The 24,309-nt window shown below is 68.5% G+C and carries 22 protein-coding genes; 5 read left to right on the forward strand and 17 right to left on the reverse strand.

The annotated features are described in order from the left end of the window. Window positions 1–10: 10 nt before the first annotated feature. A complete protein-coding gene (locus E3T23_RS06340; protein ID WP_134369854.1) occupies window positions 11–1,054 on the forward strand; it encodes an aminotransferase class V-fold PLP-dependent enzyme in 1,044 nt (347 codons plus the stop codon). A gap of 141 nt (window positions 1,055–1,195) precedes the next feature. Here E3T23_RS06340 and E3T23_RS06345 read toward each other — a convergent pair whose 3' ends face one another. Together E3T23_RS06345 and E3T23_RS06350 are read right to left on the reverse strand one after the other, a co-directional pair. Next, the gene (locus tag E3T23_RS06345) at window positions 1,196–1,903 is read right to left on the reverse strand and encodes a type 1 glutamine amidotransferase domain-containing protein (RefSeq protein WP_134369547.1); all 708 of its coding nucleotides are present in this window, start codon (window positions 1,901–1,903) and stop codon (window positions 1,196–1,198) included. 49 nt (window positions 1,904–1,952) lie between these two features. Next, complete coding sequence (locus E3T23_RS06350) at window positions 1,953–2,972, reverse strand: NADP-dependent oxidoreductase (protein WP_134369548.1); 1,020 nt, start codon at window positions 2,970–2,972, stop codon at window positions 1,953–1,955. A 94-nt stretch (window positions 2,973–3,066) separates the two neighbouring features. Between E3T23_RS06350 and E3T23_RS06355 the strand changes: the two genes are divergently transcribed. Further along, complete coding sequence (locus tag E3T23_RS06355) at window positions 3,067–3,684, forward strand: TetR/AcrR family transcriptional regulator (protein ID WP_134369549.1); 618 nt, start codon at window positions 3,067–3,069, stop codon at window positions 3,682–3,684. A 22-nt stretch (window positions 3,685–3,706) separates the two neighbouring features. Here E3T23_RS06355 and E3T23_RS06360 read toward each other — a convergent pair whose 3' ends face one another. The 3 genes from E3T23_RS06360 to E3T23_RS06370 are packed head-to-tail and all read right to left on the reverse strand — an operon-like array spanning window position 3,707 to window position 6,683. Next, window positions 3,707–4,471 carry a fumarylacetoacetate hydrolase family protein gene (locus E3T23_RS06360; protein ID WP_134369550.1) on the reverse strand — a complete coding sequence of 255 codons (765 nt, stop codon included), beginning with the start codon at window positions 4,469–4,471 and terminating at the stop codon, window positions 3,707–3,709. Beyond that, on the reverse strand, window positions 4,468–5,613 hold the full coding sequence (locus E3T23_RS06365; RefSeq protein WP_134369551.1) for a branched-chain amino acid aminotransferase: 1,146 nt from the start codon (window positions 5,611–5,613) through the stop codon (window positions 4,468–4,470). The genes E3T23_RS06360 and E3T23_RS06365 overlap by 4 nt, the downstream gene beginning before the upstream one ends. Next, window positions 5,610–6,683 (reverse strand): 3-isopropylmalate dehydrogenase, encoded by a 1,074-nt coding sequence (locus E3T23_RS06370; RefSeq protein WP_134369552.1) that lies wholly within the window; start codon window positions 6,681–6,683, stop codon window positions 5,610–5,612. Before E3T23_RS06370 ends, E3T23_RS06365 begins: the two co-directional genes overlap by 4 nt. Window positions 6,684–6,784: 101 nt before the next feature. On the opposite strand from E3T23_RS06370, the gene E3T23_RS06375 reads away from it, so the two are divergent. Further along, window positions 6,785–7,051: a DUF6458 family protein gene (locus E3T23_RS06375; protein WP_134369553.1), complete on the forward strand. Its 267-nt coding sequence runs from the start codon at window positions 6,785–6,787 to the stop codon at window positions 7,049–7,051. Between the two features lie 22 nt (window positions 7,052–7,073). Here E3T23_RS06375 and E3T23_RS06380 read toward each other — a convergent pair whose 3' ends face one another. Continuing rightward, a complete protein-coding gene (locus E3T23_RS06380) occupies window positions 7,074–8,609 on the reverse strand; it encodes an MFS transporter (RefSeq protein WP_420898306.1) in 1,536 nt (511 codons plus the stop codon). A gap of 83 nt (window positions 8,610–8,692) precedes the next feature. Between E3T23_RS06380 and E3T23_RS06385 the strand changes: the two genes are divergently transcribed. Then, window positions 8,693–9,286, forward strand: a complete 594-nt coding sequence (locus E3T23_RS06385; RefSeq protein WP_241977675.1) for a TetR/AcrR family transcriptional regulator — start codon at window positions 8,693–8,695, stop codon at window positions 9,284–9,286. On the opposite strand, the gene serA is transcribed toward E3T23_RS06385, so the two are convergent. Continuing rightward, the gene (gene serA / locus E3T23_RS06390; protein ID WP_134369554.1) at window positions 9,276–10,868 is read right to left on the reverse strand and encodes a phosphoglycerate dehydrogenase; all 1,593 of its coding nucleotides are present in this window, start codon (window positions 10,866–10,868) and stop codon (window positions 9,276–9,278) included. The genes E3T23_RS06385 and serA overlap by 11 nt on opposite strands. A 97-nt stretch (window positions 10,869–10,965) precedes the next feature. On the opposite strand from serA, the gene E3T23_RS06395 reads away from it, so the two are divergent. After that, complete coding sequence (locus E3T23_RS06395; protein WP_134369555.1) at window positions 10,966–11,361, forward strand: DoxX family protein; 396 nt, start codon at window positions 10,966–10,968, stop codon at window positions 11,359–11,361. Between the two features lie 3 nt (window positions 11,362–11,364). Here E3T23_RS06395 and E3T23_RS06400 read toward each other — a convergent pair whose 3' ends face one another. The 10 genes from E3T23_RS06400 to E3T23_RS06445 form a co-directional block, all read right to left on the reverse strand. Beyond that, window positions 11,365–11,733 carry a hypothetical protein gene (locus E3T23_RS06400; protein ID WP_134369556.1) on the reverse strand — a complete coding sequence of 123 codons (369 nt, stop codon included), beginning with the start codon at window positions 11,731–11,733 and terminating at the stop codon, window positions 11,365–11,367. After that, window positions 11,730–12,254, reverse strand: coding sequence for a DNA polymerase III subunit gamma/tau (locus tag E3T23_RS06405; protein WP_134369557.1), 525 nt, complete (start codon window positions 12,252–12,254; stop codon window positions 11,730–11,732). Before E3T23_RS06405 ends, E3T23_RS06400 begins: the two co-directional genes overlap by 4 nt. Before the next feature lie 126 nt (window positions 12,255–12,380). After that, window positions 12,381–13,436, reverse strand: a complete 1,056-nt coding sequence (locus tag E3T23_RS06410) for a zinc-dependent alcohol dehydrogenase family protein (RefSeq protein WP_134369558.1) — start codon at window positions 13,434–13,436, stop codon at window positions 12,381–12,383. Window positions 13,437–13,531: 95 nt separating this feature from the next. Then, window positions 13,532–14,842: an alkaline phosphatase family protein gene (locus E3T23_RS06415; RefSeq protein WP_241977676.1), complete on the reverse strand. Its 1,311-nt coding sequence runs from the start codon at window positions 14,840–14,842 to the stop codon at window positions 13,532–13,534. Continuing rightward, the gene (locus E3T23_RS06420; RefSeq protein WP_134369559.1) at window positions 14,839–16,473 is read right to left on the reverse strand and encodes an alkaline phosphatase D family protein; all 1,635 of its coding nucleotides are present in this window, start codon (window positions 16,471–16,473) and stop codon (window positions 14,839–14,841) included. The genes E3T23_RS06415 and E3T23_RS06420 overlap by 4 nt, the downstream gene beginning before the upstream one ends. A 198-nt stretch (window positions 16,474–16,671) precedes the next feature. Further along, on the reverse strand, window positions 16,672–17,700 hold the full coding sequence (gene ilvC / locus E3T23_RS06425; RefSeq protein ID WP_134369560.1) for a ketol-acid reductoisomerase: 1,029 nt from the start codon (window positions 17,698–17,700) through the stop codon (window positions 16,672–16,674). Window positions 17,701–17,753: 53 nt separating this feature from the next. Beyond that, window positions 17,754–18,263, reverse strand: a complete 510-nt coding sequence (gene ilvN / locus E3T23_RS06430) for an acetolactate synthase small subunit (RefSeq protein WP_134369561.1) — start codon at window positions 18,261–18,263, stop codon at window positions 17,754–17,756. Window positions 18,264–18,266: 3 nt separating this feature from the next. Continuing rightward, window positions 18,267–20,081, reverse strand: coding sequence for an acetolactate synthase large subunit (locus E3T23_RS06435; protein ID WP_134369562.1), 1,815 nt, complete (start codon window positions 20,079–20,081; stop codon window positions 18,267–18,269). Window positions 20,082–20,118: 37 nt separating this feature from the next. After that, a complete protein-coding gene (gene ilvD, locus E3T23_RS06440; protein ID WP_134369563.1) occupies window positions 20,119–21,813 on the reverse strand; it encodes a dihydroxy-acid dehydratase in 1,695 nt (564 codons plus the stop codon). A gap of 46 nt (window positions 21,814–21,859) precedes the next feature. After that, window positions 21,860–24,136, reverse strand: coding sequence for a bifunctional alpha,alpha-trehalose-phosphate synthase (UDP-forming)/trehalose-phosphatase (locus tag E3T23_RS06445; RefSeq protein WP_134369564.1), 2,277 nt, complete (start codon window positions 24,134–24,136; stop codon window positions 21,860–21,862). Window positions 24,137–24,309: the final 173 nt, after the last annotated feature.

Raw genomic sequence — 24,309 nt, forward strand, 5'->3', positions numbered from 1 at the left:
GCCGGACCGCATCGGGGTGCGCGAGGCGCGCGCCCGGTTCCGCGGCGGGCGCGGCTACCTGGCCGCCTGCACGCTCGGGCTGCCGACCCGGGAAACGGAGGCTGCCCTGCGCGCGGACGCCGACGCGTGGGCGCTGGGAACCGCGTCGGTGGCGGGGTACGCCGCCGTGGTCGAACGGGTTCGGCACGCGTATGCCGGGCTCGTCATGGTGCCGGCGAGCCGGGTCGCGATCGGGTCGCAGGCATCCGTGCTGGCCGGCCTGGTCGCGGCAAGCGTGCCCGACGGCGCCGAGGTGCTCTGCGTCGACGGCGACTTCAGCTCGATGGTGTTCCCGTTCCTCAGCCAGGCGCACCGAGGGGTCACCGTGCGCCACCTGCCTCTGACCGAGCTGGCCACCGGGATCACCGCCGACACCTGGCTCGTGGCGTTCTCGCTCGTGCAGTCCGCCACCGGTGCCGTCGCCGACACCGCGGGGATTGTGGCCGCCGCCCACGCTCACGGGAGCTTCACGCTCTGCGACACGACGCAGGCCGCCGGGTGGATGCCGGTGGACGCATCCGTCTTCGACGCCACCATCTGCCACAGCTACAAGTGGCTCTGCGCCCCGCGCGGCGTGGCCTTTCTGACCGTGGCGGAACGGCTGGGCGCCCTGCTGCACCCGGTGCAGGCCGGCTGGTATGCCGGCCGAGACCCGTGGGCATCCTGCTACGGACCGGGCATGGATCTCGCGCTCGACGCGCGCCGCTTCGACGTCTCCCCGGCCTGGAATGCCTGGGTGGGCGCCGAGCCGGCACTGCACCTGTTCGGCCGACTCGACCTGGCGGAGGTGCGCGACCACGCGGTGGCCCTGGGCGACGCGCTCTGCGCCGGCCTCGGCCTTGCCCCGGCCGGTCAGTCGATCGTGACCTGGCCGGATGCCGGCGGCACTGACCTCGACCGCCTCACCCGGGCGGGCCTGACCGCGTCGGGCCGGGCCGGACGGGCGCGCGTCGCCTTTCACCTCTGGAACGACGAGGACGACGTCGCCGACGCCCTGCGCGCCCTCCGCCCGTAGCCGTACGCACCGCATCCCGACACGGACAACCACCGACGGAGACCCCTCACAACCTCGCCGAACCGTGAGCAACGCCCCTGAACGAGAAGGAAACAGGGGCGAACTCACTGCTCGGCGAGGTTTGGGTGGGTTTGAGGGCGACTACTTCTTCGCGGTGACGGCGGCGATGATCTCGCCGGCGAGAGCGGCGGAGGAGGCCGGGTTCTGGCCGGTGTAGAGGTTGCGGTCGATTTCGGTGTGCTCCCCCCACGCCTCGCCGGCGACGAAGACGGCGCCCAGCTCGACCAGGCGGCTCTGCACGAGCCACTTCGCCTTCGGGGCAAGTCCGCCGAGGGTCTCCTCCTCGTCGGTGAAGCCGGTCATCCGGTAGCCGGTGAAGGGCCAGCTGCCGTCAGCGCGCTTAGCGGCGAGCATCGCGGCCGGGGCATGGCAGACCACGCCGAGGATGAGACCGGAGTCGAGGGTCTCGGTCATGATGGCTCCGGAGACGGCGTCGACGGCCAGGTCTTCCATCGGCCCGTGGCCGCCGGGGTAGAAGACCACGTCGTAGTCGGCGACCGTGATGTCCGCGATCGAGCGCGGCTCGTCGAGTTCACTGCCGATGGTGTCGAGGTAGGCCACGATGGCCGCGGCGCGGTCTTCTCCGCCGGCCGCCTCGGGCGCCAGGCTTCCCGCGTCGATGGTGGGGGCGACGCCGTCCGGCGTTGCGATGGTGATCTGCCAGCCGGCCTCGGTGAACAGACGGTGCGGCTCGGCGAGCTCTTCGGCCCAGTAGCCGGTCGGGTGCAGAGAGCCGTCGTTGAGGGTCCAGTGGTCAGCGGCGCTGACGACGAAAAGTACGGAATTCATGGGTTCTCCAGAGTTTGTGATCGTGTGAAATGGATGATGTCGAAAAAAGTCAGACGTTCGTGCTGACGACCATCTTGCCGGTGTTCTCGCCGCGCATGAGGCCGAGGAAGGCGTCGACCGCGTGGTCGATCCCGTCGACCACGGTCTCGTCGAAGACGACCTCACCCGAGGCCAGCCAGCCCGCCATGTCGGCCGAGAACGCGGGGAAGTGCTGCACATAGTTCCCCACGATGAAGCCCTGGAGGGTCAGCCCGCGGCCGATCATGTTGGCCAGGTTGCGGGGGCCGGGGGCCGCCTCGGTGTTGTTGTATACGGAGATCGCGCCGCAAAGGGCCGCGCGTCCGCCGTCGTTGAAGTTGGCGAGTGCCGCCTCGAGGTGCTCCCCGCCGACGTTGTCGAAGTAGACGTCGATGCCGCCCGGAGCCGCGGCGGCGAGCTGCTCGGCGATGTCGCCGTCCTTGTAGTTGAAGGCGGCATCGAAGCCGTACTTCTCGGTCAAAACGGCGACCTTCTCGGCCGACCCGGCGGAACCGATCACGCGCTTCGCGCCCTTGAGACGGGCGATCTGCCCGACCATGCTGCCCACGGCGCCCGCGGCGCCGGACACGAAGACGGTGTCGCCTTCCTTGAGGCCGGCGACCTCGAGCAGGCCGACGTAGGCGGTGAGGGCGGTCATACCCAGAACGCCGAGGTAGGCGGATAGCGGCACGCCGGGCAGCTCCGGCACAACCCGGAAGCCGGCCGCGTCTTCCTGCACCAGGTCACGCCAGCCGAACTGGTGCACCACGACGTCGCCGACGGCGACCGCGTCAGTGGCGGATGCGACGACGCGGCCGACGGCGCCGCCGGTCATGGTCTCCCCCAGCGCGTAGGGGGCGGAGTAGGACTTGACATCGTTCATCCGGCCACGCATATAAGGATCGACCGAAATGAATTCGTTGGCAACGCGAACCTGGCCCGGGGTCAGCTCGGGCAGGTCGATGCGGATGGTGCCGAAGTCGGCATCCGTCGGCCAGCCGGCGGGGCGGGCGACGAGCTGGACCTGGGTACTGGTGGTGGGCGAGGCCATGGGGGGCTCCTCTGCTATTTCGTAACGGATGGTCTAATATATTGTGTACTGAGCGATACACAAAACTACTCACAGCGAAAACGGAGGAATCACGATGGGACGGCTGCGGACTTTCGAGCGCCAGACCGTGGTGCAGGCGGCCAGGGACCTGTTCTGGGACCGGGGCTTCGACCTGGTGTCACTCTCCGACCTCGAGCTCGTCACCGGGCTCAAACGGTCCAGCCTCTACCACGCCTTCGGCAGCAAACGCGGGCTCTTCGACGCCGCCGTCGAGGACTACCAGGACGCGGTCATCCGCCCGCGGCTGCGTATTCTGACCGGGCCGGGCATCGGCAGGGGGTCGCTGCTCGCCTACTTCGACAATCTCCGGTCGTCGGTCGCCGCCCTGCCGGAGGACTCCCCGCGGCGCGGCTGCCTGCTGGTGAATTGCGCTGCGGGTCTCGCCGGGCACGACGACCCGGCCCGCCGGGTGGTCGAGGGCTACCGAGCCGAGCTCACAAGCACCCTGCAGGACGCCCTTCGCGCGGCCGCAGTCCACGAATCCGGGCCGGACCGCTCCCCCGAGCGCGCGCGCACCCTCGCCTCGCTCGGGATGAGCGCCATGCTGCTCGCCCGGGTCAACGCAAGCGAGTCGGTGTCGCTGCTCGACACGGCGACGGAGCAGATCCGGTCGTGGTTCCCCGAGGGCACCGAACCCGGACCCGCCGCCTGACAGCAGCCGCGCAGTCTGACAGTCAGGCGCGCCGCACCGGGTTCGCCAGCACGCCGATGCCGGCGATCTCGACCTGCACGGCGTCGCCGTCCACGACGGACGCGGACCGGCCGGGGGCGCCCGTCAGGATGACATCGCCCGGCAGCAGGGTGAACACTCCGGAAAGGAAGGAGATCATCTCCGCGACGGTGTGCTTGAGCAGCGTCGCGGTGCCCGTCTGGAAGACCTCACCGTTGATGCGGGACTCGATGGTCAGCCCGGTCCAGTCGTATTCGGTGTCGATGACGGGCCCCAGCGGGCAAAACGAATCGAAGCTCTTGGCCCGCGTGAGGTGGCCGTCGCGCTCCTGCAGGTCCCGGGCGGTGACGTCGTTGGCGACCGTGTAGCCCCAGATGGAGTCCTCGGCATCGGCGACGGACACGTTGCGGGTGATCTTGCCGATCACGATCGCGAGCTCGCCCTCGACGTGCACGTCGTGCGACGGCGCCGGGAGCGTGATCGAGTCGCCGGGGCCGACGACGCAGGTGTTCGGCTTGAGGAAGAACCGGGGCTCGCCCGGTGCGACGGCGGACTGCTCGGCCGCGTCGGCGAAGAAGGACCACGCCATGCCCACGATCTTCGACCGCGGGATCACCGGGGCGAGCAGCTTCACGTCGCGCAGGGCCTCGCGCTGCCCGGTCGGGTCGAAGCCCGCGAACATCGGGTCGCCCTTCAGCACCACGATCTCGTCGTCGTCGATGATGCCGAACGAGATGAGTCCCTCGTGGCTGAAACGTGCGATCTTCACGCTTGTCCCGCCGGGGCGTCGAGTCGGGTGAGCCAGCCGTGGCGGTCGGGCAGACGCCCGTACTGGATGTCGGTCAGCTCCTGGCGGAGCGCCATCGTGATCTCCCCGGCCGGGGCATCCGGGTCGCCGATGGAGAGGTTCGGGCCCTTGAGCTGAGAGATCGGGGTGACGACGGCGGCCGTGCCGCAGGCGAACACCTCGGTAATGGCACCGGATGCAACTCCGTCCTGCCATTCGCCGAGCGTCACGTCGCGCTCCTCCACGGTCAGGCCGCGGTCCCGTGCCAGCTGCAGGATGCTGTCGCGGGTGACGCCCTCGAGGATCGAGCCGGTCAGGCGCGGGGTGACGAGCGTGTCGGTGCCGTGGACGAAGAAGACGTTCATGCCGCCGAGCTCGTCGATGCGACTGCTCGTCTCCCCGTCGAGGAAGAGCACCTGGGCGCAGCCGTTGTCGTAGGCCTGCATCTGAGGCAGCAGGCTGGCGGCGTAGTTGCCGCCGCACTTGGCCGCCCCGGTGCCGCCGCGCCCGGCGCGGGAGTACTCGGTCGAGAGCCAGATCTTGATCGGCGCCACCCCGTCGGAGAAGTAGGCGCCGGCCGGGCTGGCGATCACGTAGTAGCCGACCTGGTGTGCGGCCCGCACACCGAGGAAGCTCTCGTTCGCGATCATGAACGGCCGCAGGTAGAGGCTGGTCTCCGGGGCGGAGGGCACCCAGTCGCCGTCAACGGCGACGATCTGCCGGATCGATTCGATGAAGTCGGCCTCGGAGAGCTCCGGCAGGGCGAGACGGCGCGCCGAGCGCTGCAGACGCTCGGCGTTCTTCTCCGGGCGGAAGGTCCAGATCGACCCGTCGGCGTGGCGGTAGGCCTTCAGCCCCTCGAAGATCTCCTGGCCGTAGTGCAGCACCGAGGAGGCCGGGTCGAGTTGCAGCGGCCCGTAGGGCATGACCCGGGCGTTGTGCCAGCCCTCGTCGAGGGTCCAGTCGATGGCGACCATGTGGTCGGTGAACTTCTTGCCGAAGCCGGGGTCGGCGAGGATCTCCTCCCGCTCGATCTCCGTTCGGGCCGCCGTGGACGGCGTCAGGCTGAACTTCAGCGGGAACGTGGTGGTGCCGGATGTCGTCGCGGGCGCTGCCTGGGTCATTGGATTCCCTTGTCTGTCAGTCGAGTCACGATGGCATCGCCCACGGCGCTGGTGCTCCGGGGGGTGCCGAGAGCCGCACGGGCCACGATGTCGGCGGTCACGGCGGCACTCACCCGGGCCGCGGCATCCGTCAGTCCGAGGTGCTCCAGGAGGAGCACCACCGAGAGGATGGCCGCCGTGGGGTCAGCCAATTGCTTTCCCGCGATGTCCGGTGCCGAACCGTGTACCGGCTCGAACATGCTGGGGAACCTGCCTTCGGGGTTAATGTTCCCGGAGGCCGCAAGACCGATGCCGCCGCTGATTGCCGCCGCGAGATCGGTGAGGATGTCGCCGAAGAGGTTGTCCGTGACGATGACGTCAAATCTACTCGGATCCGAGACCAGGAAAATCGTGGCCGCGTCCACGTGCAGGTAGTCGACCGTCACATCCGGGTACTCGGCCGCGACGGCGATGACGATCCGCTGCCACAGGCTACCGGCGAAGACGAGCACATTGGTCTTGTGCACGAGGGTGAGGTGGCGGCGGGGCCGACCCTGGGCCTGGGCGAAGGCGTAGCGCACCACACGCTCGACGCCAAAGGCCGTGTTGACGGAGACCTCGTTGGCCACCTCGTGCGCGGTGCCCTGCCGGATCGCTCCGCCGTTTCCCACGTACGGGCCCTCCGTGCCCTCCCGAACGACGACGAAGTCGACGTTGCCGGGTGCCGCCAGCGGGCTCTGCACGCCGGGGAAGAGCACGCTCGGGCGCAGGTTCACGTAGTGGTCGAGCGAGAAGCGCAGCTTGAGCAGCAGTCCGCGCTCGATGTTCGCGTTGGCGAGGCGGGGATCCCCCGGCACGCCGCCGACGGCACCGAGCAGGATGGCGTCGTGGCCGGCGATCGCCGCGAGGTCGTCGTCGGTGAGCACATCGCCGGTCTCGAGGAACCGGGCCGCGCCCAGGGAGAACCAGGTGGCGTCGAAAGTGACGTCGTCGGCCGCCGTCACCGCTTCGAGAACCTTGACCGCTTCGGCGACGACTTCGGGGCCGATCCCGTCACCGGGAATGACAGCAAGCTTGATGAGAGGGGACATTCGACTCCGTATGTCTGGAAGTTGGCTGTAGATAAACCCTACTGCGACGCATCGAGTGTCTAAGCTGGACAACTCCTGATAACCAAAAGAAAGCAGTCAGCATGAGTATCGGATTCGGAATCTTCCTCCTCGTCGTCGGCGCCGTCATGGTGTTCGCCCTGAACATCTCCGTGGATTGGATGGACATCGAGCTGGTCGGCTACATCCTGATGGCCGCCGGCGCCGTCATCACCGTCCTCGGCATCGTGCTGCTGACCCGCAAGCGCAGCAGCATCACCACGACCCGCAGTGCCGTCGACCCCGCCAGCGGCGAACAGGTCACGTCTCGGAAGAGCTCCGTCGACGATAACCCGACGAACGGTATCTAGCAGACCGGCGGCTGGCGGCGGCTCACGTGGCCTTGCGCAGGGTGACCAGCGCCACGAACGCCGCCGCCAGCACCAGAATGGTGCCGATCCAGGCCGTGGGCCCGATGCCGCTGGTGAAGGCGTCCCGGGCCGACGCGAGCAGCACCTCGGCCAGACCCGCCGGCAGCCCCTCGGCCACCGCCACCGCCCCGCCCAGAGTCTCCGCCGCCGCCGCGCTCTGCGCCGCGGTGAGCGCCTCCGGCAGCTCGACCGCGCTGCGGTATGACGCCGTCAGGATGGTGCCGAGCACGGTCGTGCCGAGCACGGCGCCCAGCTCGTACGCCGTTTCGCCGACGGCGGATGCCGCCCCCATCTTGTCTGCCGGGGCGTTCGCCACGATCAGTTCGTTCGAAACCGTCTCGGCCGCGCCGATCCCGACACCGAGGGCCACGAAGACCAGGGCGATGCCGGCGGCGTCGAGGTCTGCCCCGCCCAGGGCAGCGGCCGCATAGCCTGCGGCCGAGATCAGTAACGCCACCGGCACGACGAGCGCAGGGCGCACGCGCCGGGCGATAGGCACGATCACCAGACCCGACACGATCATCGCCGCCAGTCCCGGCACGAGCACCAGTCCGGCTTCCAGGGGCGAGAGGGCCAGCACGAGCTGCAGGTACTGGGAGACGAAGAACAGGCCGCCCACGAGGGCCACCACGCTCAGGAGGTTGACGCCGATCGCCCCGCTGAAGGCACCCTGCCGAAACAGCCCGAGGTCGATCATCGGGTGCGTCAGACGAGGCTGGCGGCGCGCGAAGAGGATGCCGGCGGCGAGTCCGAGCACAATCGGTCCGACCGAGAAGGGCGTGGGTCCGTGTTCGGCCAGGGCTTTGATCCCATAGACGATCGGCAGCATGGTTGCCAGCGAGAGCGCGATGCTCGGGGCGTCGATGCGGCCGGGGTTCGGGTCGCGGGACTCGGGCACGACCAGCGGCCCGAGCACCAGCAGCGGCACGAGCAGCGGCACGGCGAGCAGGAAGACGGAGCCCCAGGCGAAGTGTTCCAACAACACGCCGCCCACCACGGGGCCGAGCGCGCTGCCGGCGGCGAACCCGCTCGCCCAGATCGCGATCGCCAGTCGGCGCTGGTTGCGGTCGGTGAAGACGGATCGCAACAGGGACAGGGTCGGCGGCATCAGCATCGCGCCGAAGAAGCCCAGCACGGCACGGTCGACGATGAGCCACTCGACGCTCGGAGCGAAGGCCGCCACCACGGAGACGGCGCCGAAGCCGGCCGACCCGATCAACAACAGCCGGCGGCGCCCGATGCGGTCACCGAGGCTGCCCATGGCCACCAGGAGGCCGGCGAGCATGAGCGGGTAGATGTCGATCACCCAGAGCAGCTGCGTGCCGGTCGGGCGGAGGTCCTCTGAAATGGCCGGCAGGGCGAGGTTGAGCACCGTGTTGTCGATCGAGACCAGGAGCACGGGCAACATCAGCACGACAAGCGCCCACCAGCGGCGGCGGGGGCTGATCGCCCGGCCGACGGCGGCGACGGTGATGGTCTCTCGGACGGAATTCGACACGGCAACGACTGCTTTCGGCTTAAGGAACGGATACTGTACCGTCCAGACGGTAAAGTAAACCGTCCAGACGGTACAGTAGCACCATGAGCTCTGATACCGCAGCCCCGGCCGGGAACGTGCCACACCCCTCCCCCACGCGCGATCGCATCCTGAATGCGTTCGCGCACCTCCTGATCGACCAGGGCGAACGGGCGACCACACTCGAGGCGGTTGCGGCGGCGGCCGGCCTGTCCAAGGGCGGCCTGCTCTACCACTTCGGGGCGAAGGACGCGCTCGTGGAGGGGCTCCTGGCCCGGCTCGACGCGCTCGTCGCCGACGATGTCGAACAGATTCGAGCGGCCCCGGCCGGAGCCGTCGACTACCTGATCCGAACCTCGATGAGCGAGGGAACGGTGCTCGACCAGTCGATCGGCGCGGCCGTCCGGCTGGCGCAGGGGGCACATCCGCTGGCCAATGCGGCCCTGGCCTCTACTCGGCGCCAATGGCTGAGCGTCATCGAGGAGGCGGTGGGAGACCCGGACGTGGCGGAGGTGATCATGCTCGTCAGTGACGGGCTGTACTACGAATCCACGCTCGCGAGCCCCGGCCAGCCTGCCGTCGATGACGCATCGACGACGAGGCTGGACCGGTTGCTCGCGGTGATCGGCCGAATGACCGACGGAACGGCTATTCGGTGATGGAGATTTCGATCATGGCCTCGGCCTCGATCGCGTCGCGCACCTTGGCCAGCAGGCTCGCCGGAACGGGCGAGTCGACCGTCAGCACGCTGAGTGCCTTGCCGCCGGCCACGTGGCGGGCGATCTGCATGCCGGCGATGTTGATCTCGGCGTCGCCGAACTCGCGACCGTAGACGGCCACGATTCCCGGACGGTCCGTGTACAGCATCACGATCAGGTGGTCATCGAAGGGAACCTCGACGTCGTAGCCGTTGATCTCGACGATCTTCTCGATCTGCTTGGTGCCGGTCAGAGTGCCGGACACCGAGACCTGCGAGCCGTCCGCGAGGGCGCCACGCAGCGTGATGACGTTGCGGTACTCCGGCGACTGCTTGTCGGTGATCAGTCGCACGGCGACGCCGCGCTGCTCGGCGAGCAGCGGCGCGTTGACGTAGGACACCGTTTCGCTGACCACGTTGGTGAAGATGCCCTTGAGCGCGGCCAGCCGGAGCACGCTCACGTCGTAGTCGGCGAGCTCTCCGCGCACCTCGACGTCGACGCTGGTCAACGGGCTGTGGGCGCCGAGGCCGGAGAAGACCTGGCCGAGCTTCTCCACCAACGGGATGCCGGGGCGCACGTAGGGGTCGATGACGCCGCCGGCGACGTTGACCGCGTCGGGCACGAGCTCTCCCGACAGGGCGAGGCGAACCGACTTGGCGACGGAGACGCCGGCCTTCTCCTGCGCCTCGTCCGTGGAGGCGCCGAGGTGGGGCGTGGTGATGATGTTGTCGAGGCCGAGCAGCTTCGAACCGGTCGGCGGCTCGCTGACGAACACGTCGAGGCCGGCGCCGGCGATCGTGCCGGCCGTCAGGGCGTCGTAGAGGTCGTCCTCGTTGATGAGGCCGCCGCGGGCCACGTTCACGACGAACGCGGTGGGCTTCATCAGTTTGAACTGCTCGGCGCCGATCATGCCGTTGGTCTCGGGCGTCTTGGGCATGTGAATGGTGATGAAGTCCGACTGCGCGAGGAGCTCGTCGAGGCTGACCGGCACCACGCCGAGCTGCTGGGCGCGGGCGGAAGTGATGTAGGGGTCGTAGGCGATGATGTTCGTGCCGAAGGCCTGCATTCGCGCCGCGATGAGCGCACCGATGCGGCCGAGCCCGATGATGCCGATGGTCTTTTCGTAGAGCTCGACGCCGGTGTACTTGGAGCGCTTCCACTGGCCCTGCGCCAACGCGCCGTGGGCGGCCGGGATGTGACGGGCCAGGCTGATGATGTGCCCGACGGTCAGTTCCGCTGCGGAGATAATGTTGGAGGTCGGGGCATTGACGACCATGACGCCCGCGGCCGTGGCCGCTTTAATGTCGACGTTGTCGAGGCCGACGCCCGCGCGGGCGATGACCTTCAGCAGCGGTGCGGCGGCGATCGCCTCGGCGTCCACCTTGGTGGCGGAGCGCACCAGCACGGCATGCGCCGTGGCCAGTTCGGCGAGCAGAGCGACCCGATCGGTGCCGTCTACGGAGCGAACCTCGAAGTCGGGCCCGAGGGCGTCGACGGTGGCAGGCGATAATTCTTCAGCGATTAGGACAACAGGTTTTGACACGAAAACGGATCCTCCGATTGCAGCAGAAAAGCATGGCTTGCGCCGCGACCGTGGGGCGCCAGATATGAAAACACTCTATCGGCAGGAGAATGGGGCCATGAGCAGCGTTACAGTCACCGACCTTCAGTTCGCCCTCCGCATCGTGCTGGCGGTGATCTTCATCGGTGCCGGAATCACACATTTCGTGCCGCCCGTGGCGCGCACGATGCGGGCGATGATCCCGCCACGACTGCGAACGACGGGGGTGCTGCGCCCCGGCAACCTCGTCATCCTCACCGGGGTCTGCGAGATCGCGGGCGGACTCGGGCTGCTCTACCCACCCACGATTGTGACGTCGGGCGTCTGCCTGATCGTGTTCCTCGCGGCGGTCTTCCCGGCCAACGCCTTCGCCGCAACCTACCCGGACCGCTTCGGCCTGGCCGCGATTCCCCTCGTGCCGCGGCTGGTTGGGCAGCTCGTGCTGATGGGGCTGATCGCCGTCGCGATCGTCTGAGCGCTAGGCGAGCAGGCTGCCCGCGCCGAGCGTGAAGATGTTGGCGGCCATCGCGGCGTTCAGGCAGAGGCCCGCCAGGAACAGCGCAGCCTGGGCGGCGGCGGCGCGGGAACGCCCGAGCCACGCGGCGAGCACGAAGACGAGGAGCGGGCCCAGGATGCCGACGAACAGCACGACGATGCCGAGCCCGCTCAGCTGGGTGTCGAGGCTCTGAGCCAGGAGGTTCAGGCCGACAAGGTTGCCGACGCCCTCCCAGATGTCGTAGGCGTAGAAGAGGCCGAACAGGATCGCGATGCCCGTCGACAGCCAGCGCGGGGCGCGGCGTCGGGACGAGGAGACGGCCGGGGACGAGGTGACGGGTGCGTCGCTCATGCGATGACCCCCGGTCCGGCGATGAATGGCAGCGGCGCGAGCAACACGACTCCGAGGAGCAGCCAGCCGATCCGGGCTCGGGGATGCGTTCTGGTCAGCCAGAATGTCACCGCGAACCAGACCGCGGGTGCGGCCACGGCCAGCCAGAGGCCGAGGGAGAACATGAACTCGGACAACACGTCGGCCTGTGGATTCTGGATGCGCGCCACGCCGATGAACCAGCCGATCGTGTAGAGCAGGTAGATGCCGCCGAAGATGCCGAGCGAGACGAGTGCCAGGGAAGTCGTCGCCGTGCGGGTCAGGGCGGCGTCGGCCGCGTTCTGCGCCTCGACAGCGGATGCCGGACCGGCCACGGTCCATCCCTCGGGCGGTTCGAGGGCGCCGGTGCCGGCATCCGCCGCGGTGCCCGTGGAGGTGCCGGTCTCGCCTCCTTCGTCCCCGGAGACGAGCGTGGGGTCGTCGTCGCCGGCCCAGCCCAGGGCGTCGTCCCGGTTGTCACCGTCGGAGTATCCAGAAGTCATCTCCCCAGCGTACCGAGCCGCCGCGGATATCCCCGCCAGCGAAACTGTTGCCCAAGCGGACGAATGTCGCCGGTGTGCCGGCAACAAATGTCCGACCGGGCAACAGTTGCGCCTGCCGGTGGACCGCTACCGGCTGATCACGACTTTCAGCGCCTTCGTCTCCGCGGCCCGGGAGAAGGTGTCGTACGCCTCCAGGATCTGGTCGAGTCGGAAACGATGCGTGGCCAGCTTGTCGGCGGGAATCTTCTTCTGCGCCACCAGCTTGAGCAGCATCGGTGTGGTGTTGGTGTTGACGAGCCCCATGCTGATGTTGATGTTCTGGATCCACAGGTTCTCCAGGTGCAACTCCACCGGCTTACCGTGCACGCCCACATTGGCCACGTTGCCGCCGGGGCGCACCACCTCGATCGCGATGCCGAAGGTCTCCGGGATGCCGACCGCCTCGATGGCGACGTCGACGCCCGCTCCGTCGGTCAACGCCAGCACCTGCTTCTTCCAATCGGGGCTGCCGGAGACGACGACATCCGTCGCCCCGAACACCCGAGCCTGCTCCAGCCGGTTCAGATCGGTGTCGATGGCGATGACGATTCCGGCGCCGTAGAGCCCGGCCGTCGCGATGGCGGCGAGGCCCACCGGCCCGGCGCCGATCACGGCCACCACGTCGCCCGGCTTGACCCGGCCGTACTGCACGCCGATTTCGAACCCGGTCGGCAGGATGTCGGAGAGCATGACGGCCTCCTCGTCGGTAACCCCGGGAGGCAACAGGTGCAGCGAGTTCTCCGCATAGGGCACCCGCACGTATTCGGCCTGGGTGCCGTCGATGAGGTGGCCGAAGACCCAGCCGGTTCCGGATGCCCCTTCGTCGCCGAGGCAGTGCGAGTACAGTCCGATCTTGCAGTTGGCGCAGTGCCCGCAGGACTTGATGCAGGAGACGATGACCCGGTCGCCCACCGCGAGGGTCTGCACGGCGCTGCCGATCTCCACGATCGTGCCCACTGCCTCATGCCCGAGGATGCGGCCCTCCTGCACGGCCGGCACGTCGCCCTTGAGGATATGCAGGTCCGTGCCGCAGATCGTGGTCGTGTCCACGCGCACGATCGCGTCGCCCGCCCCGACGATCGTCGGGTCGGGCACGTCCTCCCACGCCTTCTGGCCCGGACCGTGATAAACCAGTGCCTTCATGGTGACTCCTTCGTCGGGGATCCGGGTGTTCACCCGGCGCGGAACACGGTACTCCCCTAGCTGTCGTCGAGGCCCGGCGCCGCCTGCGTCTGTCGTCAGGACCGGAACGCCGCGGCCCTCTCGGTACCGTCATAGCCGCCCGTCGGCGGGGCCAGCCCGAACAGCGCACCAACGGTGGGTGCGACGTCGATCGTGCGCGCCGGCTCGGACAGCACTGCGCCGCGAATGACCCGCGGGCTGCCACCGCTGATGAAGAACGGTATCGGCTCCGTGGCAGGGTGCCCGTGATTGCCGGGGATGGGGTTGGACGCGACCCACGGATCAGAGAAACGCCAGCCGGCCCGGCAGAATGCGACGAGATCGCCGGCCTCCGGACCCAGGACCAGCTCGGCCGGGTTGCTGATTGACAAGACGCCGGGATGCGCCGCCACGAGAGAGCGGACCTCTGCCAGCCCGGCATCACGGGCGGCCGCCGGTCCGGTCCAGTAGAGCAGGTCGGCTCCGCCGTTCTGCGCGATCTGGATCTGCCCCCGCAGCTCCGGTCGGGCACTGAGAACCTGGTCGACGGAGATGACGTTCGACGGAATGGACCAGTCCATGGAATGGTCCGCCAGAACGATCAGCACGCTGCTCTCCCATCGGCCGGTGGCCGACAGGTGGTCCACAAAGCGGCCGACCTGGCCATCGGTGCTCCGCAGCGCAGCGCTCCGTGCGGCCTGGACGGTGGTTCCGGTGACATCCGAATGCCCCACCCGGTCGACGTCACCGAGGTTGGTGAACACGAAGTCGGGATCCACGCCGTCGACCATGGCGATCAGGGCATCCATCGTGAAGTTGTCCGGTGCGTGCCCGGTCACCGGGAGGAGCGGGGACGGCTCCCAACGGTAGCTGGCGCGCTCGCCGAAGATACCGAAAAGATACCTCTTGCTGAGTACCGAGCCGGTCGTGAAGCCAGTGTCCCGGAGCCGGTCCAAGAGGGTGGGGAAGCGCAGATCTGTCGGGCGGTCGAGGTCGCGCACGGCGGCGGCGGCACGGTCGTAGACAGCATTGGCCGGTACGCCGGAGCGAGCCGGTCGCACGCCGGTCATCATCATCACGTGGTTGGGGATGGTCTCCATCACCGGCAGCGACCGGGCTCCCGGGAAGTTGGTCCCGGCCGCGCGCAGCGCCGCCAGCCGAGGGGTCAGCCGCGGCGTCATCTCGTCGGGCCGGCATCCGTCCACCACCATGACGTACACCCGAGTGCGGGTCGACGGGTCAGGGCCGACGGCCGCCCGTGCGGAGGCCGGGAAGGCGGTCCCGGCTGCGGCGGACAGGAGGACGGAGGCGCCGCCGACCGCGGCGAGTCGGAGGAATTGGCGTCGGTCCGCCGCAGGGTGGGCGGCATCGGTCGGCAGGCCGTTCACTGGGCGCGCCGGACGGACTGGGTGCCGGCGTCAACCTGCCACGACGTGGCCAGCCTGCTGGTCGCGGCTCTGTCGGTGCGTTCCGACAGCACGTACCAGTCCATCCGCAGGGCTCCCGGCGTGACCTCGAGCACTGAGAATCCGTGGGAGTCGAAATCCAGGTACTTCACGTGCGGGTTCGCGGCCTTGAACGCTTCCTCGACGACGAGGGATGTTGTGCGTGGCGGTGACCCCAGGATGTCGTCCAGGTTGTCGCTGGTCACCGATGTACAGACGAGTTCCGCGGCCACGGACGCGCCGTTGAACGGATAGGTCAGCGGATCCGCCGGCACGTCGCAGGCCCAGCCGGAGTGGATGTCCCCGGTGAGGAAGACCGCATCCGTGATGGCGTTGTCACGCAGGTGGCCGATCACCCGGCTGCGGTCGGCCGTGTAGCCGTCCCACTGGTCCACGTTGTACGGCACGCCGTCGATCGTGGTGGTTCCGAGGAGTTGTTCGACCGCGCCGACTTCCCGCGCGCTGAGCGTCGAAGGGAAGCGCACCGGAGCGATCATGACCGGATTGCCGATCAGTTTCCACTGCGTCGCCGGCGACGAGAAGCCGTTCAGCAGCCACTCCATCTGGGCGTCACCGGTCAGGGTGCGCGCCGGGCTCCCGATTGCGGGATCGACGACGCTGGCCGCCTGTTGGCTTCGGTACGTGCGCAAATCCAGCATGGAGATGCTGGCCAGGGATCCGAACGCGAAGCGCCGGTAGATGTGGCCGCCGGGTTCGAAGCGCACCGGCATCCACTCGGCGTACGCCTGCTTGGATGCGTCGCGTCGGGTCGCCCAGGCGCCTTCCGCACCTTCCGTGTGGTTCTCGGCTCCGCCCGACCAGGCATCGTTGGCGAATTCATGGTCGTCCCAGGTCACCACGAACGGGACCGCGGCATGCAAAGCCTGCAGGTCGAGGTCCGTCTTGTACTGGGCATGCCGACGCCGGTAGTGCGCCAGCGTCGTCATCTCGACCGCCGGATCATGTGGGCGCACCACGACATCGCGCGCCTGGTACTCCCCTGGGGCGTACTCGTACAGGTAGTCGCCGAGGTGCAGGACGATGTCCAGGTCGCCGCGGTCCGCGAGGTAGCGGTAGGCGGAGAAGTAGCCGGCCTGCCAGTTGGCGCAGGACACGACGCCCATGCGCAGCCGGTCTACGGCAGCGCCTGCGGCGGGTGCCGTGCGCGTGCGGCCCGTCGCCGAGGTTGCCCCGGCCGCGTTGAAGCGGTACCAGTAGGTTGTGCCGGGCCGCAGCCCCGTCGGGACCACCTTGACCGTGTGGTCGCGCTGGATTCCGGTTCGGACGGAGCCCCGGGCCGCCACCCGAAGGAAGCCGGAGTCCTCGGCCACCTCCCAGTGCACCTGGACATCGGGGCCGACCCCGGAGCCGGGCTGCGCCTCGGGCGTCGGGGTGACGCGCGTCCACAGCAGTACGCTGTCCGGCATGGGGTCACCCGAGGCAACGCCGTGTGCGAAGCCGGGCCGGGCGGCTGCGGCCCGGGCGGGCTGGGTGTGCGCGGTCGTCGCGGCGGCACCGGCAAAGGCGATGACGCCCGCTGAGCGCAGCAGGTCACGTCTATTGAAAGGACTCATCCCCCCAGTCTGGGGGTGCCTGCCGGCGGCATCCCGCGCTTGTGTCATTGTTCACCTCCTGTTCCGCGAGGGTTCTCCGGAGGTCCCTTGCCCGCCTCGGCTGAGCATCCGACCGCATCCTCCAGTCCACCAAAGGTTTAAACGCGGCAGCGGGGCCAATCGGATGGATTGGCCCCGCTGGTGATACGCGCTGGGGTGTTAGCGCGCGGCTTCGCCGTCGGTGTAGTCGTCGTCAGCGGACGCGTTCCAGGCGAACAGCTTGCGCAGCTCACGGCCGGTGGCTTCGATCGGGTGCTCTTCGCCCTTCTTGCGCAGCGCGAGGAATTCGGGTGCTCCGGCGTCCTGGTCCGCGATGAAGCGGGCCGCGAAGGCGCCGTTCTGGATGTCGGCGAGAACGGCCTTCATGTTCTCCTTGACGTGGGCGTCGATGACGCGCGGGCCGGAGACATAGTCGCCGTACTCGGCGGTGTCGGAGACACTCCAACGCTGCTTGGCGATGCCGCCCTCCCACATCAGGTCGACGATGAGCTTGAGCTCGTGCAGCACCTCGAAGTAGGCGACCTGCGGCTGGTATCCGGCCTCGGTGAGAACCTCGAAGCCGTACTGGATCAGCTGTGACGCGCCACCGCAGAGCACGGCCTGCTCGCCGAACAGGTCGGTTTCGGTCTCTTCGGTGAAGGTGGTCTTGATTCCGGCGGCGCGCAGCCCACCGATCGCCTTCGCGTAGCTGAGGGTGAGCGGCCAGGCGGCGCCCGACGCATCCTTCTCGACGGCGACGATCACGGGAACGCCGCGGCCGGCCTCGTACTCGCGGCGCACGGTGTGGCCCGGTCCCTTCGGGGCGACCATGACGACGTCGATGCCCTCGGGGGCCTTGATGTAACCGAAGCGGATGTTGAAGCCGTGACCGAAGACGAGGGCCTTGCCCTCGGCGAGGTTCGGCAGCACGTCGTCGGCGAACAAGTGACGCTGCACCTGGTCGGGCGCCAGGATGACGATGACGTCGGCCCAGGCGGATGCCTCGCCGGTGCTGAGAACGGTGAAGCCGGCTTCTTCGGCCTTGGCCTTGGACTTCGAGCCGTCCTTGAGGCCGATGACGACCTCGACACCCGAATCGCGCAGGTTCTGCGCGTGGGCGTGACCCTGCGAGCCGTAGCCGATGACGGCCACCTTCTTGCTCTGGATGATCGACAGGTCGGCGTCTTTGTCGTAGTAAATCTCAGACACGAGTAAATGTTCTCCTTGTTGTTGTAGTCGTTGTTGTAGTCGTTGGCCGAGCTTTAGTTTTTGAAGACGCGCTCGCTGATCGATTTCGACCCGCGGCCGATGGCCAGGAGACCGGATTGGGCGATTTCCTTGATCCCATACGGTTCGAGCACGCGCAGCAGCGCCTGCGTCTTACCGGAGTCCCCGGTGACCTCGATCACGACGGCGTCGACGGACACGTCGACGACGCGGGCCCGGAACAGGGTCACGGCTTCGAGCACCATCGACCGGGTCGCGTTGTCGGCGCGCACCTTCACCAGCAGGTGCTCGCGCTGCACCGACTGGGCCGGCTCGAGTTCGACGATCTTGATGACGTTGATCAGCTTGTTCAGCTGTTTGGTCACCTGTTCCAGCGGTGCGTCCTCGACGTCGACGAGGATCGTGATGCGGGAAAGACCCGGGACCTCGGTGTGGCCGACCGCGAGGCTCTCGATGTTGAAACCGCGGCGGGCGAAGAGTCCGGCGACCCGCGTGAGCAGGCCGGGCTTGTCCTCGACGAGGAGGCTCAGAACGTGGGTGCTCACGGGTTATTCCTCTTCCCAGGTCGGGGCGTGGTCCTTGGCGTACTGCACATAACTGTTGCTGACTCCCTGCGGCACCATCGGCCAGACCATGGCGTCACGGCTCACGATGAAGTCGATCACCACCGGTCGGTCGTTGGTCGCGAGCGCCAGCTTGATGGCGTCGTCGACCTGGTCGGGGCTGGTGACCCGGATGGCGAGGGCGCCGTAGGCCTCCGACAGTTTCACGAAGTCCGGCACCATGGCTGAACCGTGACCGGTGTGCAGATCGGTGAAGGAATGCCGTCCGTCGTAGAACAGGGTCTGCCACTGGCGCACCATGCCCAGCGAGGAATTGTTGATGATGGCAACCTTGATCGGGATGTTGTTGATCGTGCAGGTGGCCAGTTCCTGGTTGGTCATCTGGAAGCATCCGTCGCCGTCGATCGACCAGACCACCCGGTCGGGCTCGGCGACCTTGGCGCCCATCGCTGCGGGAATGGAGTAGCCCATCGTGCCGGCTCCCCCGGAGTTCAGCCACGCGTTGGGGCGCTCGTACTTGATGAATTGGGCCGCCCACATCTGGTGCTGGCCGACGCCGGCGGCGTAGACGGCTTCCGGCCCGGTCAGTTCGCCGATGCGCTGGATCACGAACTGCGGGCTCATCAGGCCGTCGGTCGGCTCGGAGTAGCCCAGCGGGAACTCCTCGCGCAGACCCTTGAGGTAGGTCCACCAGGCGCTGATGTCGGGCGTCGTCGTGGTGACGGCGGCCGCATAGGCGACGGCGAGGTCGGCGAGGACTTCCTTGGCGTCACCGACGATGGGAACGTCGGCGGCGCGGATCTTGCCGATCTCCGCGGGGTCGATGTCGACGTGCACGATCGCGGCGTGCGGGGCGAACTCGGAGACCTTGCCGGTGACGCGGTCGTCGAAGCGGGCGCCGAGGGCGATGATCAGGTCGGCTTCCTGCAGCGCGAGCACTGCGGAGACCGTGCCGTGCATGCCGGGCATGCCCAGGTGCTGGTCGTGCGAGTCCGGGAAAGCGCCGCGCGCCATCAGGGTGGTGACGACGGGCGTGTTGCTCAATTCGGCGAAGGCGAGCAGCTCTTCCGACGCGCGGGCACGGATGACGCCGCCGCCCACGTAGAGAACGGGCTTCTCCGCCGCGGCGAGCAGCTGGGCCGCGGCCTGCACCTGCTTGCCGTGGGCCTTGGTGACCGGCCGGTAGCCGGGCAGGTCGAGCTTGGGCGGCCAGATGAACGGGGCGGTCTTCTGCTGGGCGTCCTTGGTGATGTCCACCAGGACCGGTCCTGGCCGGCCGGTGGAGGCGATCAGGTGCGCCGACGCGATGGCCGCGGGGATGTCCTCGGGTCGCCTGACCAGGAAGGAGTGCTTCGTGATCGGCATGGTGATGCCCACGATGTCGGCCTCCTGGAAGGCATCCGTGCCCATCAGGGTGGAGAAGACCTGGCCGGTGATGCAGAGCATCGGCACCGAGTCCATGTAGGCGTCCGCGATGGCGGTGACCAGGTTGGTGGCGCCGGGGCCGGAGGTGGCGATGGCCACCCCGACCCGGTTGCTCGCCGAGGCGTAGCCCTCCGCGGCGTGGCCGGCGCCCTGCTCGTGGCGCACCAGGATGTGCCGGATGGCGGTCTGGCTCATCAGTTCGTCGTAGAGCGGGATGACGGCCCCGCCCGGCAGGCCGAAGACGTCGGTGACACCCAGCAGCTCCAGCGAGCGGATGATCGCGCCGGAACCCGTGAGGATTTCCGGCCCGCCCGGTTCCGGTGCCACGACGGACGAGGCAGGCGAGGGTGATGGCACGGGCGTTTCCGCGGTCATGTGATCAGTTCCCTAGTTCGATGACGAATGGTGAGTGCTAGCCCGTGACGGCGCCGACGGCCGCAGACTGGACAAGCTTCGAGTACTTGGCGAGAACGCCCCGGGTGTAGCGCGGAGGCAGAGGAGCCCAGCCGACACTCCGGGCGGCCAGCTCATCAGGGTCGACCAGTAGGTCGAGCGTGCGAGCTGCGATATCGACCCGTATGAGATCACCATCGCGCACGAAGGCGATGGGACCTGCGTCCACCGCTTCGGGTGCTATATGGCCGATGCACAGTCCGGTTGTGCCGCCTGAGAATCGACCGTCCGTTAAGAGTAGTACATCGGCACCGAGCCCGGCGCCCTTGATGGCCGCGGTGATCGAGAGCATCTCCCGCATCCCGGGGCCGCCCTTGGGTCCCTCGTAGCGGATGACGACGACGTCGCCCTTCTGGATCTCCCCCGCGGTGAGCGCGTCCATGGCGGCCCGCTCGCGTTCGAACACCCGCGCGGGTCCTTCGAAGATGTCGGAGTCGAAGCCGGCGGTCTTGACGACGGCACCCTCGGGGGCGATCGAGCCCTTGAGGATGGTGATTCCGCCGCTGGCGTGAATGGGGTTGTCGAGGGTGCGCAGCACCTCGCCGTCCAGTTCGGGCGGGTCGATCTCGGCGAGGTTTTCGGCGACGGTCTTGCCGGTCACGGTGAGCGCGTCGCCGTGGATGAGCCCGGCCTCGAGCAGGGCACGCATCACGGCCGGGACGCCGCCGTGACGGTCGACGTCGTTCATGACGTACTTGCCGAACGGTTTCAGGTCGCCGATGTGCGGCACCGTGTCGCCGATGCGGTTGAAGTCGTCGAGGGTGAGCTCGACCTCGGCCTCGTTCGCGATGGCCAGCAGGTGCAGCACCACGTTGGTGGAGCCGCCGAACGCCATCGCCACGGCGATCGCGTTCTCGAAGGCCTTGCGGGTCAGGATGTCCCTGGCCGTGATCCCGAGGCGCAGCAGGTTGACGACGGCTTCGCCGGAGCGGTGCGCGTAGTAGTCGCGGCGGCGGTCGGCGGAGGCCGGGGAGGCGGAGCCGGGCAGGCTCATGCCGAGGGCCTCGGCCACGCTGGCCATGGTGTTGGCGGTGTACATGCCGCCGCAGGCACCCTCGCCGGGGGCGAAGGCGCACTCGATGCGCTTGGCGTCGGCCACGGACATCCGCCCGGCCTTGACGGCGCCGACCGCTTCGAAGGAGTCGATGATGGTGATGTCTTTTTCGGTGCCGTCGGAGAGTTTGACCCAGCCGGGGGCGATCGACCCGGCGTAGAGGAAGACGCTGGCCAGGTCGAGGCGGGCCGCGGCCATCAGCATGCCGGGAAGGGACTTGTCGCAGCCGGCCAGCAGGACGGAGCCGTCGAGCCGCTCGGCCTGCATGACGACCTCGACCGAGTCGGCGATGACCTCGCGGGAGACGAGGGAGAAATGCATGCCCTCATGGCCCATCGAGATGCCGTCGGAGACGGAGATCGTGCCGAACTGCAGCGGGTAGCCGCCGCCGCCGTGCACGCCTTCCTTGGCGGCCTGAGCGAGGCGGTCCAGGGAGAGGTTGCATGGCGTGATCTCGTTCCAGGAACTGGCGATGCCGATCTGGGGCTTGTCCCAGTCGGCATCCCCCATACCGACGGCCCGGAGCATCCCACGCGAGGTGGTGGCTTCGATTCCGTCGGTGACGTCGCGGCTGCGCGGCTTCATGTCGATCTCAGTCATGCACTGAGTCTAGAACGTCCGCTGAGGGCGGGCCGTCGCCGGGGACTCACGCTCCGGCGGCGGCCTCACGCTCGGCGGCGACGGCCGCACGCTGGTCGGCGATGAGGCCCAGCACCAGCGGCACGTCTTCCGGGCCGCGCACGCGGTAGCCGGCGAGCGAGTCGCCCGCCCCGATCTTGAGCCCGACGTCGCCGGGCTGCAGCACGGCGAAGGCGTCCTCGTCGGTGGTGTCGTCGCCGGCGTAGAAGACCCGGTCGGCGCCCGTGTGCCGGCGCAGCCGCTCGAGGGCGTCACCCTTGGTGCTGGAGCGCACCGCGAATTCGATGACGTCCTTGCCGTCCCGCACGGTCAGGCCGGGCAGCAGCGCGCCCAGTTCCTCGCGCGCGGTCTTCTGGGCGGCCGCCGCGTTCCGGGGCGTGGCCAACCGGGTGTGCAGGGCGAGGCCGGCCGGTTTGCGTTCGATCCAGGTGCCGTCGATGCTGCCGGAGATGCGCTCGAGCACCCGGGCGAGGTCGGCGAGCTGCTCGAGTTCCGGGGTATCGAGTTCGAGTTTGATGTCGGGGGTGTCCAGCTGCACCTCGATCCCGTGCGAGCCGGTCAGGAGCACGCCGGTCTGCGGCTGCGACACGTGCTGCAGGCTGACCAGGGCCCGGCCGGAGACGAAGGCGACCCGCACGCCCTCGAGGTCGAGCAGGCGCTGCACGGCTTCGCGGGTCCCGGGCACGGCGCGCGCGTCCTCGGGCTTGTCGACGTGCGGGGCGAGCGTCCCGTCGAAGTCCAGGGCCACCAGGATGTTGTCCGCGCGGCTCAGATCCTTCAGCGCGCCGGTGAGGGTGTCCGGGATGCCGGGACGCACGGCGGCTCCCTCGGTCAGGGTGCGCAGGAACGAGGAGGACCAGGCGGCGACGTCGTTGTCGAAGACCTTGCGGCGGAGCGCGCGCATGCGTCGCAGCCGCTCCTGGCGGGGCATCGCGACGGCACGGAGGATGGCGGCCTTCACACCGTCGATGTCGTGCGGGTTGATCAGCACGGCCTGTTTGAGCTCGTCGGCCGCCCCGGCGAACTCGCTCAGCACGAGCACGCCGTCCCGGTCGAAGCGCACGGCCACATATTCCTTGGCGACGAGGTTCATGCCGTCGCGGAGCGCGGTCACCAGCATCACGTCGGCGGCGAGGTAGAGCGCCACCATCTCCTCGCGCGGGTAGCCGTGGTGGTGGTAGCTGATGGCGGTGTGGCTGATGGTGGAGAAGTCGCCGTTGAGGCGGCCGACGGCCAGTTCGATTTCGTCACGCAGGGCGATGTAGGGGCCGACGCGTTCCCGGGAGGGGCTGGCCACCTGCACCAGCGTCACATCTTCCACGCTCAGGCTGCCGTCGGCGAGCAGTTCGCCGAACGCCTTGATGCGGTGGGCGATGCCCTTGGTGTAGTCGAGGCGGTCAACGCCCAGCATGATCGTCTTGGGGTTGCCGAGGTCTTCCCGGATCTGACGCGCCCGCTCCTGGATCTCGGGGCGCCGCGCCAGTTCCTCGTAGGCGGCGGCGTCGATGGAGATCGGGAAGTGCTTGGCGATCACCCGACGGTGCGTGCCCTCGGGCGCGGGAACGTCGATGGCGACGCCGCGGGTCGGATAGCCGTACAGGCGGCGCACGGCGCGGGAGAAGTTGCCGGCGTCGGCGAGGCGCTGGAAACCGATCAGATCGGCGCCGAGCAGGCCGTCGAGGATCTGCTTGCGCCAGGGCAGCTGGGCGTAGATCCCGTACGGCGGGAAGGGAATGTGGTTGAAGAAGCCGATCACGAGGTCGGGGCGCGCGTCGCGCAGCATCCGTGGCACCAGCTGCAACTGGTAGTCGTGCACCCAGACCGTGGCCCCCGGCGCGGCGGCGGATGCTGCGGCGTCGGCGAATCGGCGATTCACCCGCACATAGGCCTCCCACCATTCGCGGTGGAAGCGCGGCGGCGCGATCACGTCGTGGTACAGCGGCCAGATGGTGTCGTTGGAGAAACCCTCGTAGTACTCCTCCAGCTCGGACGCGCCGAGCCGCACCGGGACGATGGAGATGCCGTCGTTCTCGAACGGCTCGAATGTGCGGTCGGCGATACCGGGCCAGCCCACCCACGCTCCGTCGGAGCTGCGCATCATGGGTTCGAGAGCGGTGACCAGGCCGCCCGGTGAGGTGCGCCAGCTCTCGGTCCCGTCGTCGGCGACCTCGATCTCGACCGGGAGGCGGTTGGAGACCACGACCAGCGAGTAGGTGGGGTGCGGGGCGGCGGATGCCGTGGGTTCGGCTGCAGGAGAGATGGGATCGTCCGTTCCGGCGGGCACAGAGCGCGGCCGCCTTGCTGGACTCCAAGGCTACCAGCGGGTTGAAACGTCCTGCCGGGTCGGCGTATCGGTCAGGACCGCCCGGTATGGTGACAACTCAAAGGTAACGAGCGTATTTTGACCGTGTCGTGTTCCGGCGCGAAACCCCAAGACCTGTTCGATCAAAGGCGGAC

It is taken from the genome of Cryobacterium cheniae (genome assembly GCF_004403395.1).
GTDB lineage: Bacteria > Actinomycetota > Actinomycetes > Actinomycetales > Microbacteriaceae > Cryobacterium > Cryobacterium cheniae.